Origin of the sequence: Streptomyces sp. NPDC056128 (assembly GCF_042263835.1) — a bacterium.
Classification (GTDB): Bacteria; Actinomycetota; Actinomycetes; order Streptomycetales; family Streptomycetaceae; genus Streptomyces.
The window spans coordinates 16533-30901 of the sequence record NZ_JBHJVQ010000037.1 but is presented as its reverse complement, the minus strand read 5'-3'; the positions used below and the strand labels follow the sequence as shown (position 1 = coordinate 30901).

At 70.3% G+C, this 14369-nt stretch carries 12 protein-coding genes; 5 read left to right on the top strand and 7 right to left on the bottom strand.

Annotated elements, in window-relative coordinates; all coding sequences use genetic code 11:
- Nucleotides 1–347: 347 nt before the first annotated feature.
- The 3 genes from ACFC1X_RS36510 to ACFC1X_RS36500 all read left to right on the top strand — a co-directional run bounded on the left by ACFC1X_RS36510 (nt 348) and on the right by ACFC1X_RS36500 (nt 4330).
- Complete coding sequence (locus tag ACFC1X_RS36510) at nt 348–1673, top strand: PhoH family protein (protein ID WP_376362715.1); 1326 nt, start codon at nt 348–350, stop codon at nt 1671–1673.
- A 428-nt stretch (nt 1674–2101) separates the two neighbouring features.
- Nucleotides 2102–2800 carry a transglycosylase SLT domain-containing protein gene (locus ACFC1X_RS36505; RefSeq protein WP_376362712.1) on the top strand — a complete coding sequence of 233 codons (699 nt, stop codon included), beginning with the start codon at nt 2102–2104 and terminating at the stop codon, nt 2798–2800.
- Between the two features lie 150 nt (nt 2801–2950).
- The gene (locus ACFC1X_RS36500; protein WP_376362709.1) at nt 2951–4330 is read left to right on the top strand and encodes an AI-2E family transporter; all 1380 of its coding nucleotides are present in this window, start codon (nt 2951–2953) and stop codon (nt 4328–4330) included.
- Nucleotides 4331–4420: 90 nt separating this feature from the next.
- Here the strand turns inward: ACFC1X_RS36500 and ACFC1X_RS36495 are convergent, their stop codons facing one another.
- Both ACFC1X_RS36495 and ACFC1X_RS36490 read right to left on the bottom strand, forming a co-directional pair.
- Entirely contained in the window at nt 4421–4957 is a 537-nt protein-coding gene (locus tag ACFC1X_RS36495) for an alkyl hydroperoxide reductase (protein WP_307014905.1), read from the bottom strand.
- A 6-nt stretch (nt 4958–4963) separates the two neighbouring features.
- A complete protein-coding gene (locus ACFC1X_RS36490; protein WP_376362706.1) occupies nt 4964–5518 on the bottom strand; it encodes a peroxiredoxin in 555 nt (184 codons plus the stop codon).
- Nucleotides 5519–5651: 133 nt separating this feature from the next.
- On the opposite strand from ACFC1X_RS36490, the gene ACFC1X_RS36485 reads away from it, so the two are divergent.
- Nucleotides 5652–6590, top strand: a complete 939-nt coding sequence (locus ACFC1X_RS36485) for a LysR substrate-binding domain-containing protein (RefSeq protein WP_376362703.1) — start codon at nt 5652–5654, stop codon at nt 6588–6590.
- 88 nt (nt 6591–6678) lie between these two features.
- On the opposite strand, the gene ACFC1X_RS36480 is transcribed toward ACFC1X_RS36485, so the two are convergent.
- The 5 genes from ACFC1X_RS36480 to ACFC1X_RS36460 form a co-directional block, all read right to left on the bottom strand.
- Complete coding sequence (locus ACFC1X_RS36480) at nt 6679–9021, bottom strand: ABC transporter permease (RefSeq protein ID WP_376362700.1); 2343 nt, start codon at nt 9019–9021, stop codon at nt 6679–6681.
- Nucleotides 9018–9707 (bottom strand): ABC transporter ATP-binding protein, encoded by a 690-nt coding sequence (locus ACFC1X_RS36475; protein ID WP_376362697.1) that lies wholly within the window; start codon nt 9705–9707, stop codon nt 9018–9020. The genes ACFC1X_RS36480 and ACFC1X_RS36475 overlap by 4 nt, the downstream gene beginning before the upstream one ends.
- Complete coding sequence (locus ACFC1X_RS36470) at nt 9704–10228, bottom strand: PadR family transcriptional regulator (RefSeq protein WP_376362694.1); 525 nt, start codon at nt 10226–10228, stop codon at nt 9704–9706. The genes ACFC1X_RS36475 and ACFC1X_RS36470 overlap by 4 nt, the downstream gene beginning before the upstream one ends.
- Nucleotides 10229–10422: 194 nt before the next feature.
- On the bottom strand, nt 10423–10725 hold the full coding sequence (locus tag ACFC1X_RS36465) for a hypothetical protein (protein ID WP_376362691.1): 303 nt from the start codon (nt 10723–10725) through the stop codon (nt 10423–10425).
- On the bottom strand, nt 10722–11660 hold the full coding sequence (locus ACFC1X_RS36460; protein ID WP_376362689.1) for an SPFH domain-containing protein: 939 nt from the start codon (nt 11658–11660) through the stop codon (nt 10722–10724). Before ACFC1X_RS36460 ends, ACFC1X_RS36465 begins: the two co-directional genes overlap by 4 nt.
- A 247-nt stretch (nt 11661–11907) precedes the next feature.
- Between ACFC1X_RS36460 and ACFC1X_RS36455 the strand changes: the two genes are divergently transcribed.
- Nucleotides 11908–14226: a transglycosylase domain-containing protein gene (locus ACFC1X_RS36455; RefSeq protein WP_376362687.1), complete on the top strand. Its 2319-nt coding sequence runs from the start codon at nt 11908–11910 to the stop codon at nt 14224–14226.
- The last annotated feature ends 143 nt before the right edge of the window (nt 14227–14369 follow it).

Below are 14369 nucleotides of genomic sequence, written 5' to 3'. Positions count from 1 at the left end.
CTGCGGGACTCCCGTAACGAGGAGTTCACCGGTGCGCCCTCCTGGGTCGTGGCATGGCGGCGCTCTTTCCAGGGCATAAGGCAAGCAGGTCGACGCCCGAACCACGGGTGTCGGATCCTCAGCGGACGGCACGGAGCCGTCCGCCCGGGAGGCCCTTTGCACCAGCCCCACCGTGCGGTCACGGCACGGAAGACGCGGCGGAGGACCGGCCCACGGTCCGCGCCAGTGCAGGGCGGCCCCAAGGGCCTGCCGGACGCAGGCCCTCGACCGGTCGGCTCGTTACCGCCCTCCCGGCCCAGCGTCCACTCCGTCGCTCCCCGACCTCATCCGAGGGGGTACGTCCTTCCGTGGTGACCAGCACAAAGCGCCACAAGCCAGATCGGCGCACCTACGTTCTCGACACCAGCGTCCTGCTGGCCGACCCGAACGCTCTGCACCGCTTCGACGAGCACGAGGTCGTGCTCCCCATCGTCGTGGTCACGGAGCTGGAGGCCAAACGGCACCATCCCGAACTCGGCTACTTCGCCCGGCAGGCCCTGCGCCTGCTCGACGAGTTCCGGGTCCGGCACGGTCGTCTCGACGCCCCCATTCCGATCGGGGACCTCGGCGGCACCGTCCGTGTCGAGCTCAACCACTCGGACCCCAGCGTGCTGCCCACCGGCTACCGCCTGGGGGACAACGACTCCCGCATCCTCGCGGTCGCCCGCAATCTGCAGGCGGAGGGGTTCGACGTCACCGTCGTGTCCAAGGATCTCCCGCTCAGGATCAAGGCGTCCTCCGTCGGTCTGCTCGCCGAGGAGTACCGCGCCGAGCTGGCCATCACGGACGCCTCCGGCTGGACCGGAATGTCCGAACTGACGCTGCCCGGCGAGCAGGTGGACATCCTCTTCGAGGAGGGGCACGTCTACGTCCCCGAGGCCGCCGAGATGCCCGTGCACACCGGTCTGACCATCCAGTCGGAGCGCGGCAAGGCCCTCGGCCGGGTCGCGCCCGACGGGAACGTCCGGCTGGTGCGCGGCGACCGGGAGGCGTTCGGCATCAAGGGCCGCAGCGCCGAGCAGCGGATCGCGCTCGACCTGCTCCTCGACCCGGACGTCGGCATCGTGTCGATGGGCGGCCGGGCCGGCACCGGCAAGTCGGCGCTGGCGCTGTGCGCGGGGCTGGAAGCGGTCCTGGAGCGCCGGCAGCACCAGAAGGTGATGGTCTTCCGTCCCCTCTACGCGGTCGGCGGGCAGGAGCTCGGCTATCTGCCGGGGTCCGAGGCCGAGAAGATGAGCCCCTGGGCACAGGCGGTCTTCGACACGCTGTCGGCGGTCACCAGCCGCGAGGTCATCGAGGAGGTCACCGCGCGCGGGATGCTGGAGGTCCTGCCGCTCACCCACATCCGCGGGCGCTCGCTGCACGACGCGTTCGTCATCGTGGACGAGGCCCAGTCCCTGGAGCGGAACGTCCTGCTGACCGTGCTGTCCCGGGTCGGCGCCAACTCACGGGTCGTACTGACCCACGACGTGGCCCAGCGGGACAACCTGCGGGTGGGGAGGTACGACGGAGTCGTCGCCGTGGTCGAGAAGCTGAAGGGGCATCCGCTCTTCGCGCACATCACCCTGACGCGTTCCGAGAGGTCCCAGATCGCGGCGCTTGTGACCGAAATGCTGGAGGACGGTCACATCTGACCCATCCGAGAACTCCGACCCGACACGGGCCGGTTACCCGACAGTCGGCGCCGTCCGGAAAGGCCAAGAGCCTAGCCGGGCGGCGCCGTGGCGTGTGTGCGTTTCCGAAAATCCCTTGAGCCAAACGGGATGTGAGCTTTCACACGCAACGCAGAATTGCCTCACCCCGTCGGGTTACGGCAGAGTCTCATTCCTGTCAGGCCCCGCATACGACACACCTGTACCCCCAGCGGTACGGCACCACAGAAGCACCAGCCTCAACTCCATAGCAGCGTCGTATGCCGCCCGAGCACCACACGGCGCTCTCCGCGAGGGGAGTTGTCCACCGGGCCCGTGCCTCCCGTGACCAGTAGTTGAGGAGGCCAGCGCCAGGGGCACGATTGCGTCCGCGAGGGTCACCGAAGCGGGCGATGCTGGAAGGAAACCGTGTGAGCCGGATCTCGGTCCGGGGATTCGCAGTGGCCTCGGCCACGGCGGTCACCGCTGTCGGAAGCGTCGTCGGAGTTGCCTCGGGCAGCACCGCGCAGAACAACGACGCGGAGGCGACGGCAGCCGGCACGACGCTGCTCGCGGACATCCCCATGGGTGAGCAGGCGCAGGTGCAGACCGCGTCCCTGACTCAGCAGGCCGACGTGCAGGCCATCGCCGCGGACGCGAGCGCCAAGAAGGGCGCCGAGGAAGCCGCCCGCAAGGCAGCCGCCAAGACCGCCGTGGCCAAGCAGGAGAAGGCCAAGCAGGCGGCCGAGGAAGCCGCCAAGAAGCGCGAGGAGGAGAAGGAGGCGGCCAGTCGCGACGCCCAGCGCGACTCCAGCAGCTTCGCCGTCCAGAGCTCCTACAGCACCGGCCAGATCCAGGCGATGGCCCGTCAGATGGTGCCCAGCGGCCAGTTCCAGTGCTTCAGCAACATCGTGGACCACGAGTCCAGCTGGAACTACCAGGCCGTCAACCCCTCATCCGGTGCCTACGGTCTCTTCCAGGCGCTCCCCGCGGGCAAGTACGCCTCCGCGGGCGCCGACTGGCGCACCAACCCGGCCACCCAGATCAAGTGGGGCCTCAGCTACATGGACAACCGCTACGGCAGCCCGTGTGAGGCCTGGGCCTTCTGGCAGGCCAACCACTGGTACTGAGCCCGCCGTCCGCCCGGCGCGGACACCGCTCAACCTCGCGCAGCCCCTCCCCGTCCTACGGTGAGGGGCTTTCGCGTTGCCGCCCTGTACGGTCGGACCGGACGACTCCAGGGGGGAGTGGTGGGGAAAGACGGGGGAAGAGGACGGATCATGTCGCGAGTGCCAGGGTGGCTCGGCCGGCTCGGGGCCGGACTGACGCAGATGAGCGGGCGGTTGGAGCAGCGCCGCCAGGAAGCGCGGCGGGACGCCGCCGACGACCGGCGGGCGGCGGCCTCCGACCAGGAGTCCCCGTCCCTCGAGGACGCGGCGCAGGAGTACGCCGCCACGCACCACGCGGTCGTGGTCCGTGACCGCCCCGACCCCGCGCAGGCCGTGCCCTGGGGCGTACGGGTCGCCGCGGAGGCCGGGTGGCGGCTGCTGGTCCTGGCCGGCACCGTGTGGGTGCTCATGCGGGTCATCAGCGCCGTACAGCTGGTGGTGCTGGCGTTCGTCGCCGCCCTGCTGATCACGGCGCTGCTCCAGCCGGCCGTGGCGTGGCTGCGCCGCCACGGGGTGCCGCGCGGGCCGGCCACCGCCCTCACCGCGATCCTCGGGTTCGTGGTGATGGGTCTGATCGGCTGGTTCGTCACCTGGCAGGTCATGGAGAACATCGACAACCTCTCCGACCAGGTCCAGGACGGCATCGACGAACTGCGCAACTGGCTGCTGAACAGCCCCTTCCACGTCACCGACAAGCAGATCAACGAGATCGCCGCGAACCTGCGCGAGGCGGTCGGCGCCAACACCGACCAGATAACGTCCGCCGGTCTGGAGGGCGTCACGGTCGTCGTCGAGGCGCTCACCGGCATCCTGCTGGCCGCCTTCTCGACGCTCTTCCTGCTCTACGACGGCAAGCGCATCTGGCAGTGGACGCTGAAGCTGGTGCCCGCGGCGGCCCGGCCGGGCGTGGCCGGGGCCGGCCCGCGCGCCTGGCGGACGCTGACGGCGTACGTGCGGGGCACGGTGATCGTGGCGCTGATCGACGCCATCTTCATCGGCCTCGGCATCTACTTCCTCGACGTGCCGATGGCCGTGCCGCTGGCCGTGTTCATCTTCCTGTTCGCCTTCATCCCGCTCGTCGGCGCGGTGATCTCGGGGGCGCTCGCGGTCGTCGTGGCGCTCGTGACGCAGGGCGTGTTCGCGGCGGTCATGACCCTCGTGGTGGTGCTGGCGGTGCAGCAGATCGAGGGGCACATCCTCCAGCCGTTCATCCTCGGGCGCGCGGTGCGGGTCCACCCGCTGGCCGTGGTGCTGTCCGTGGCCGCCGGCGGCATGGTGGCCGGCATCGGCGGCGCGGTGGTCGCCGTACCGCTGGTGGCGGTGACGAACACCGTCGTGGGCTACCTGCGGGCGTACTCCCGCGAGGCCGCCGTACGGCAGGCGCCCAAGCCGCGCGGGGCGACCGCCATGGACGCCTCACCGGCGACGGATCCGCCGCCGAAGCCGCCGCCGCCGGAGGTGGAGCCGCAGTCGGACGCCTCCCCGGCGTAGGTCCCGGCGGCACGACGGTCCCGACGACGCGACGGGCCCCGCCCACCGGAAGGTGGACGGGGCCCGTCGCGTGTGTGCCGCGTGGCGGGACTACTGGTCGGCCAGGACCGCCTCGGCGTCCAGCGTGACGCCGACGGCCTCGACCACGGCGGCGATCTTGAACGCCTCCTGGACCGTCTCGCGGTCCACACCGGCCTTGCGGAGCACCTGCTCGTGCGAGTCCAGGCACATGCCGCAGCCGTTGATGGCGGACACCGCGAAGGACCACAGCTCGAAGTCGACCTTGTCGACGCCCGGGTTGCCGATGACGTTCATCCGCAGACCGGCGCGCAGGGTGCCGTACTCGTGGTCCGACAGCAGGTGCCGGGTGCGGTAGAAGACGTTGTTCATCGCCATCACGGCGGCGGCCGACTTGGCGGCCTTGTACGCCTCCGGCGTGAGGTTGGCCTTCGCCTCCGGCTCCAGCTCGCGCAGCACGATGGGGGAGCGCGAGGCGATGGCGGTCGCCAGCACGGTGCCCCACAGCTGCTGCGCCGGGAGGTCGGAGTTGCCGATGACCGAGCCCAGGTTGAGCTTCAGGTCCTTGGCGTAGTCCGGGACGGCGGACTTCAGGGAGTCGAGGGACATGTCAGCTCACTCTCCCGAGAGCAGCGCGACCGGGTCGAGGGTCTCGTCGCCCTTGCTCCAGTTGCACGGGCAGAGCTCGTCGGTCTGCAGGGCGTCGAGGACCCGCAGGACCTCCTTGGGGTTACGGCCGACCGAGCCGGCGGTCACCATGGAGAACTGGATCTCGTTGTTCTGGTCCACGATGAACACGGCGCGCTTGGCGAAGCCGTCCTCGCCCTCGATGCCGAGGTCGCGCATCAGCTCGTGCTTGGAGTCCGCCATCATCGGGAAGGGCAGGTCACGCAGGTCGTCGTGGTCCTTGCGCCAGGCGTGGTGGACGAACTCGGAGTCGCCGGAGAAGCCGAGGACCTGGGCGTCGCGGTCGGCGAACTCGTCGTTCAGCTTGCCGAAGGCGGCGATCTCGGTCGGGCACACGAAGGTGAAGTCCTTGGGCCACGCGAAGATGACCTTCCACTGACCCTCGTAGGTCTTGTGGTGGATCTGCTGGAACTCCTCGCCCTTCTCCAGCGAGACGCAGGCGGTCAGATCGAACTCGGGGAACTTGTCACCGACAGTGAGCACGCGCTCTCCTTGCAGCGAGGAAACACCCGTTTTACTGGTGTTTCCCATGGGTTGGACGTTCTTGATGTTGGCACAGGGTGCATTGATTAGTGAAATAGCTACACTCGGTCGAGTTGATCGGAGGTGGCTATTAGTGTCCGGTAAGAAGAGGCAGCCCAGCCTCGCCCAGCTGCGGGCTTTCGACGCGGTCGCGGAGCACCTGCATTTCCGCGACGCCGCCGCGGCGATCGGGATGAGCCAGCCCGCGCTCTCGGGCGCCGTCTCCGCGCTGGAGGAGGCACTGGGTGTCACGCTCCTGGAGCGTACGACGCGCAAGGTGCTGCTCTCGCCGGCCGGCGCACGGCTCGCGGTGCGGGCGAAGGCGGTACTGGCGGAGGTCGGCGCGCTGCTGGAGGAGGCGGAGGCGGTACGGGCGCCGTTCACCGGCGCGCTGCGGCTCGGCGTCATCCCGACCGTGGCGCCGTACCTGCTGCCGACGGTGCTGCGCCTCGTCCACGACCGCTACCCCGACCTCGACCTCCAGGTCCACGAGGAGCAGACCGCGAGCCTCCTGGACGGCCTCACCACCGGCCGCCTCGACCTGCTGCTGCTCGCCGTCCCGCTCGGCGTGCCCGGCGTCACGGAACTCCCCCTCTTCGACGAGGACTTCGTCCTCGTCACCCCGCTCGACCACCGGCTCGGCGGCCGGGAGGGCATCGACCGCTCGGTGCTGCGCGAGCTGAACCTGCTGCTGCTCGACGAGGGCCACTGCCTGCGCGACCAGGCGCTGGACATCTGCCGGGAGGCGGGCCGCGCGGGTGTCCCCGCGACGACCACGGCCGCCGGTCTGTCCACCCTGGTCCAGCTGGTGGCGGGCGGCCTCGGAGTCACCCTGCTGCCCCGCACCGCGGTCCGCGTGGAGACCTCCCGCTCCACCCAGCTCCTCACCGCCTCCTTCACCGCCCCGGCCCCGACCCGCCGCATCGCCCTCACCATGCGCACGGGCGCGGCCCGCAGCGCGGAGTACGAGGAGCTGGCCGCGGCACTGAGGGAGGCGATGGGGGACTTGCCGGTACGGACGGTCGCCGCCTGAGGCCCCGCGCATCCCGTACGTCGTGCGGGCCCGGGCACGCGTGAGGTCCGTGCCCCGTGGACACGGACCCCCCGCCCAGCCCGCGCAGCTACTCCGTGCGCAACCCCTCCGGCCGCATCAGCCGCAGCAGCGGAGGCAGGCTGCACAGGGTCACCGCCAGGACGACCGCCGCGCCGATGCCGGTCATGGAGAGGACGCCGGTCCAGTCGACGCGGACCGGGGTGTCCGTCATCTTCAGGAGGACGGTGCCCAGGGTCAGGCCGACCACCGAGGCCAGCAGCAGGCCCAGCGCGATGGGGATCGCCGTCTGCCACAGCACCGACAGGCTCAGTGTGCGGCGCCGGGTGCCGAAGGCGACCAGGGCCGACAGGAGCCTCTTGCGCTCGCGCAACTGCTCCAGCTGCGAGATCAGCAGACTGGCACCGATCAGCGCCAGCACACAGCTCGCCCCGACGAACAGCCCGGTGCGGATGGCGTCGAACCGGTCGGTGCGCTCCGTCGCGGACCACGTCACGGCGTCGGCCAGCGGATGGACGGCCTCCGTGGTGTTCCGGACGTAGTCCTTCACGTCCGGCACCGACTCGTCGAGCCGGAGATAGGCGTGCCCGCTGAGGGCGGGAGCCATCGCGGCCGTCATCGCCTTCGGCGTGAGCAGCAACCCGCCCCGGTCGATCCCGGCCAGCAGCCCGACCCGCGGCTTCGCCGTCTTCACGCCCTGCGGCACCGTCCAGGGGACCTCCTTGCTCTTCGGGCCGCCCTCGTAGGACGGGTCGACGTACAGCTTCCGGCCCGCCACGGCCATTTTCGTGGGGTCCACGTCGCCGTCCCACTCGGCACCCTGGACGACGAACACGTCCCCGTCCGCGCACGAGCCCACGTGGGCGATCTCCCGCAGCGACGCGCAGTTGCCCACGGTCAGCGTGGTGCCGTTCTCCGGTTCCCGGGCACGGTCGCCGATCCAGCCCTCGGAGTAGTCGTAGACCGCCTTCACGCCCTTGGTGTCCCGCAGCTTCTCGGCGGCCGGGGCCACCGGCACGTCGCTCGGCAGCTGCACCTCCATCTGCGCCTGCGACACGTCCTGCCCGGTGGGCTTGGTGTAGTCGCCGTCCACGCCGGTGAAGAGCATCTGCAGCGCGATCGCCCCGGCGACGGCCACCGCGATGCCGTTGACCATGCGGGCCGCCGTACCGCTGCTCATCTGCAGCCTGCGCACGGCCAGTTGCCAGGCCACCCCGCCGGAGCCGAGCCGCGCCACGACCGTCTCCACGATCCACGGCAGCAGCGCGGTCACGCCGACCAGCAGCAGGACCACACCGCCGGTGACCATGTACTGGTTGAAGTCACCGCCTTCGCGCCCGTTGCCGATCATCGGGTAGAGCAGCGCCAGTCCGGCCAGCGGCAGCAGCAGCCGCCACCACAGCCGGCGCCGGGCCGGCCGCCCCGAGCGGACCACGCCGAGCGGTTCGATGACCACCCCGCGCAGCGCGAGCAGCGTCACCAGCACCGCCGCCGCCGGCACCGCCACCGCGACCAGCAGCGCCAGCAGCGGAGACGGGTTCAGATAGCTCGGGAACACGCTGATGTCGAACACCTCGGCCGAGCCCGCGAGCTGGCGCCCGACCAGGAAGAACCCGGCGCCGAAGACCAGCCCGAGCACCGCGCCCGCCAGTGCCTCACCGGCGGCGATCCGCCGGGTCATGCGGCTGTCGGAACCCACCAGCCTGAGCGCCGCAAGGCGCCGGTCCCGCCGCTCGCCGCCGAACCGCACGGCCGCGGCGATGAACACCGCGACCGGCATCAGCAGCACCACGAAGACGACCAGGATCAGCAGGAGGAGCACCGGGTCGGACTCCTCCTCGGTCGGATCCGGGTCCCCGAACCGGTCGATACGGGTGACCATGCTGCCGTCGATCCGCGGAGCCAGCTCGTCGCCGCCCCGGTAGAAGGCGAGTTCACTCGAGCCGATCAGCCCGCTCTCCCCGATGGTGCCGACGATCCGGTCCGGCAGCCGCTCACGCAGCAGCGCGCCCGAGTCCGACTCCAGCAGCTCCTTCAGCGCGGGGGAGACCACCATCTCGCCGACGGCCGGGAACTCCTCCAGACCCGGCGGCAGCGGTGCCCGCGGACCCTCGGGCTCCAGCGCCCGGCCCCGCACGTCGTCGTTCCGGAAGTCGGTGTCGACGTCGGCGACCACGAGGGTGTCGTCGGCCTTCGGTATCCGCTCCAGGGAGAAGTTGAAGTCGGTACGGGCGCTCTCCCGTTCGTGCCGGACCTCGAGCGCGTTCGGGACGGCCGTCGTCAGCAGGAGCAGCGCCACGCCGAGGCCGACGCCGACGGCCGTCAGCGCGGCCCGGGTCCACCCCTCGCGGCCGCCGGTGAAGGCGAAGCGGACGCCCAGCATCAGGTCCGCGGCCCACTGGCGCAGGTTCATACGACGCGCTCCATGTCCCGGGACTTGCCGTCCCGTACGACGATCTCGCGGTCGGAGTAGGCCGCCACCCGCGCCTCGTGCGTGACCAGGACCACGGCCGCGTTGGTGGAGCGCGCGGCGTCCGTGAGGAGCTCCATCACGCGCTCGCCGTTGAGGGAGTCCAGCGCGCCGGTCGGCTCGTCGGCGAAGAGCACGCGGGGGTTGGTGACCAGGGACCGCGCCACCGCGACCCGCTGGCCCTGGCCGCCGGAGACCTCGCCGGGCCGCTTCTTGCGCAGGTCGTCGACCTCCAGCCGCTCCATCCAGGACAGCGCGGCCCGCTCGGCCTCCTTGCGGGAGGTGCCGTTCAGGCGGAGCGGGAGGGCGACGTTCTCGACGCAGGTCAGCTCCGGCACGAGCTGGCCGAACTGGAACACGAACCCGAAGTCGGAGCGGCGCAGGGCGCTGCGCTCGGAGTCGCTCATCGCGGACAGCTCACGCGCGTTGTACGTGATCGTCCCCGAGTCGGGCGGCACGATGCCGGCGAGGCAGTGCAGCAGCGTCGACTTGCCGGAGCCGGAGGGGCCCATGACGGCGACGACCTCGCCGGGGTGGATGGAGAACTCCGCGCCGTCGAGGGCGAGGGTGGGGCCGTACGCCTTGCGCAGCTGTTCGGCCGAGAGCAGGGAACCTGCGGGGGGAGTCATCGGGCCACCGCCTCACGGAGCTTGTCGAGACGCGCCGCGGTCAGCTCCAGCCACCGCAGGTCGGCCTCCAGATGGAACAGGGCGTGGTCGCAGACGAGCTGGTCGGCGAGGTCGCCCTTGCGCTTGCGGTCGGTGAGGATGCGCATGCTGCGCAGGTGCTCCGACCGCTGGGTGTCGAGGATGTCGGCGGCGTCGCGGTGGGTGAGCAGCGCGAGGACGACCTTGGTGTACAGCGTCGACTGGAGGTACGGCTCGGGCTTCTCCGGCGTGGCGAGCCACCGCTGTACGTCGGTGATCCCCGCGTCGGTGATGGCGTACCGCTTGCGCTCGGGACCGTCGCCCGCCTCTATGCCGTCGACGACGACGAGGCCGTTCTTCAGCAGGCGGGACATCGTCGAATAGACCTGGCCGTAGTGGAGCGGCCGGTCGTGACCGAACTTCTCGTCGAAGGCGCGCTTCAGGTCGTAACCGTGGCGCGGCCCCGACTCCAGGAGCCCCAGGAGGGTGTGACCGATGGACATGCGGAGCACTCTACACACGGTGTATACGCCGCATGTATACGCCCTGTGGAGAGTTCGTGCCCGGGGGTACGGGGCCGCAGGTCGGAGCCGTTTGTCACGGTTCCGAAACGACGGAAGCCGCGCCTCCGCGAGGTGCGGCGGCGCGGCTTCCCGGCGTCTGTCACAGGGCGTCTGTCACAGGGCGTCGGGGTCGGTCACGGCGGTGGCGCCGCCCCCGGGCCGCCTCTCGGCGGGCGGCCCCTGCGGGGCAGCGGCCCCGCGTCGCCGGGCAGCCGGCCGGCCTCCGCCAGTGCCCTGCGGAGCAGGAACTCGATCTGGGCGTTGGCCGAGCGCAGGTCCTCGCCCGCCCAGCGGGCGAGTGCCTCGTACACCTGGGGGTCCAGCCGCAGCAGTACCTGCTTGCGCTGCTGCGGCCGGCGCTTCGGGGCGGGGCCCCCGGACGGGGGGCCCCCGGACGGGGGGCCCTCGGGCGGCGAGCCCTCGGACGGGGCCGTCACTGGTAGAGCGTCCCCGTGTTCAGGACCGGCTGGGCGGCGCGGTCCCCGCAGAGCACGACCATCAGGTTGGACACCATCGCCGCCTTCCGCTCGTCGTCCAGTTCCACGATGTCCTGCTCGCTGATCCGGGCCAGCGCGGCCTCGACCATGCCGACGGCGCCGTCCACGATCTGCCGCCGCGCCGCGACCACCGCGCCGGCCTGCTGCCGCTGGAGCATCGCCGAGGCGATCTCCGGCGCGTACGCGAGGTGCGTGAAGCGGGACTCGATGATCTGCACGCCGGCCGCCTCCACGCGCGCGTGCAGTTCGACGGCGAGCTTCTCGGTGATTTCCTCCGCGTTGCCGCGCAGCGAGAGGCCGTCCTCCTCGTGGGCGTCGTACGGGTACTCGATGGCGATGTGCCGCACGGCCGCCTCGGTCTGGGTGGAGACGAACTCGATGTAGTCGTCCACCTCGAAGGTGGCCTGCGCGGTGTCCTCCACCCGCCACACCACGACCGCGGCCAGCTCGATCGGGTTGCCGTAGGCGTCGTTGACCTTCAGCACGGCCGTCTCGTGGTTGCGCACCCGGGTCGAGATCTTGGTGCGCGAGGTGAAGGGGTTCACCCAGCGCAGGCCGTCCTGCCGGATCGTCCCCCGGTACCGGCCGAAGAGCTGCACCACGCGGGCCTCGCCCGGCGCGACCATGTTCAGTCCGCACATCGCGAGGAAGGCCGCCAGGGCGATCACGACGCCCCCGATGATGAGGGCGGCCTTCCCGCCGGCGGAGCCGACCGCCGTGGCGGAGGCGATCAGGCCGGCGCCGACGAGCAGTCCGACCAGCCCCAGCAGCAGCGCGAAGCCGCCGCCGATGCTGTGGGCCTGGGTCTCCCGGACGCGAGGTGCCGGCATCTCGGGCACATCCGCGGTGACCTGCGGGGCATCGTGCGTGGACATGGGTGGTCCCCCTTATCTTCGATCTAGCTAAGTGATATCACTTTACCCGAGAACAGCAACCTTGAACCCCCTTCGTACGTCGGTTCCTAGGGAACGGGTGCTGATTCTCACGTCCGTACAAGGCCGGATCGGTAGCCGTTTGTCATATCTCCCGGTGTTAGCTTTCTGAGCTGACCTGAGCGACGAACCTGTGTGACGCGTGAGCGAGACGTGCACACGGATGACCGAAGCGGAGCGGATCGGACCCATGGGACGAGCGGAAGAGAGAAAAGCGCGACAGCGCGGTGGCCGCCGCGCGGCGCCCAAACGCCGCCGTTCGTCGGGCGCGGGCGGGGGCGCCGGCGGGAAGGGCCGCATACGCCGCCTGTTCACCTGGAAGAAGATCGTCGGCACGTTCTTCGGCCTCTGCCTGCTCGGCATGGGCGCCTTCATCGTGCTGTACATGGTGATCGACATCCCCGAGGGCAACCCCGAGGCCGATCTCCAGAGCAACGTCTACAAGTACAGCGACGGCAGCGTCATGGCCCGCACGGGCGAGCGCAACCGCGAGATCGTCGACCTGGCCAAGGTGCCCAAGGACGTCCAGCGCAGCTTCGTCGCCGCCGAGAACAAGACCTTCTACGAGGACGCGGGCGTCGACCTCAAGGGGACCACGCGCGGCGTGCTCAACACGCTCTCCGGCAAGGGCGCGCAGGGCGGCTCGACGATCACCCAGCAGTACGTCAAGAACTACTACCTGTCCCAGGAGCAGACCGTCTCCCGCAAGCTCAAGGAGCTGGTCATCTCCCTGAAGCTGGACCGGGAGAAGTCCAAGGACTACATCCTCGCCGGCTACATGAACACCAGCTACTACGGCCGCGGCGCCTACGGCATCCAGGCCGCCGCCCAGGCGTACTACCGCGTCGACGCCGAGGACCTGACGGTCGAACAGGGCGCCTACCTCTCCGCGCTGCTCCAGGCCCCGAACCAGTACGACTGGGCGATCGCCAGCGAGACCGGCAAGAAGCTGGCCCAGGAGCGCTGGAACTACGTGCTGGACAACATGGTCGAGCAGAAGTGGCTGAGCGCGAGCGAGCGGAAGGGCATGACCTTCCCGGTGCCCAAGGAGCCCAAGGCCGCCGCCGGGATGGAGGGCCAGACCGGATATCTGGTGGACGCCGCCAACTACTCGCTCAAGAAGCAGCTCGTCGCCCAGGGCGCCGCCGAGGACATGGAACAGGCCAAGGCCCTGGTGGACCTCGGCGGTTACACGGTCACCCTCAACATCGACAAGAAGAAGCAGGCCGCGCTGGAGAAGTCGGTCAAGGCCAAGCTCACCAGCAAGCTCGACCCGAAGAAGCGCGACGTCGACGCCGATGTCCAGGCCGGCGCCGTGTCCGTCAACCCGAAGACGGGCGGGGTCCTGGCGATGTACGGCGGCGTGGACTACGTGAAGCACTACACGAACAACGCCACCCGCGACGACTACCAGCCCGCCTCCACCTTCAAGCCGGTGATCCTCGCCGCCGCCGTCGACCAGGACGCCGAGACCCAGGACGGCGTGCCGATCACCGCCAACACCATGTACGACGGCACGAGCAGGCGCCCCGTGATGGACGGCGACCAGAAGGTCGGCTTCGCGCCCCCGAACGAGGACGACAGGAGCTACGGCGACATCGACGTCCAGGAGGCGATGAACAAGTCCGTCAACTCCGTCTTCGCCCAGATGGGCATCGACGTGGGCATGACCGAGGTCATGAAGGTCGCGGGCGAACTCGGCATGGACACTGAGGGCGAGCAGGCCGTACCCGCCCAGACCCTGGGCAGTATGGGGGCCAGCCCCCTGGAGATGGCCGGCGTCTACGCCACCCTCGACAACCACGGCAAGAAGGTCACCCCGCAGATCGTCAAGTCGGTCGAGCACAAGGACCGTACCATCGAGATGCCCGAGGCCATCGGCGAGCAGATCATCAGTAAGGAGGCCGCCGACACGGTGACCTCCGTGCTCACCGGCGTGGTCGACGACGGTACGGCCAGGAAGTCCGTACGGGAGAACCCGCTGCGCGACGGCCAGGTGGTCGCCGGCAAGACCGGCACGTCCGACGACAACAAGTCGGCCTGGTTCACCGGCTACACCCCCAACCTGGTCACCTCGGTCGGCCTCTTCGGCGAGGACGACAAGGCGCCGCACCCGCAGGTCCCGATGTACAAGGCCGGCGGCGTCGACTACCGCGTCAACGGCGGTGGCTTCCCCGCGGAGATCTGGGCGGCGTACACCTTCGGCGTCATGGACGAGGTCACCAAGTTCAAGCTCGACACCAAGCAGGGCGCCGCGGTGAAGCCGAGCAGGTCGCCGTCGGTCAGCCAGTCGCCGAGCCAGTCGCCGACGCAGGAGGAGACACAGGAGGAGTCGCCCACCCAGGAGCCGACGACCGAGGAGCCGTCCTCCGGGACGCCGACGACCGAGGAGCCCTCCCAGTCGCCGTCGCAGTCGCCGTCGAACAGCCCGTCCACCGAACCGCCCACGGGCGGCGGCGGGACGACGGAGCCGGAGAACCCGCTCTTCCCCGACCGGGACCGGGAGTAGGAACCGGCAGCAGGTGCGGAGACACGCGAAGGGGCGCCCGGTGCTCACCGGGCGCCCCCACTCCGTCCGGTGATCGCCCCGTACAACCGCACCCCAACGCAGCTACCCCATGCGCATAATAAAAAAAAACATCCCCAGCTGAC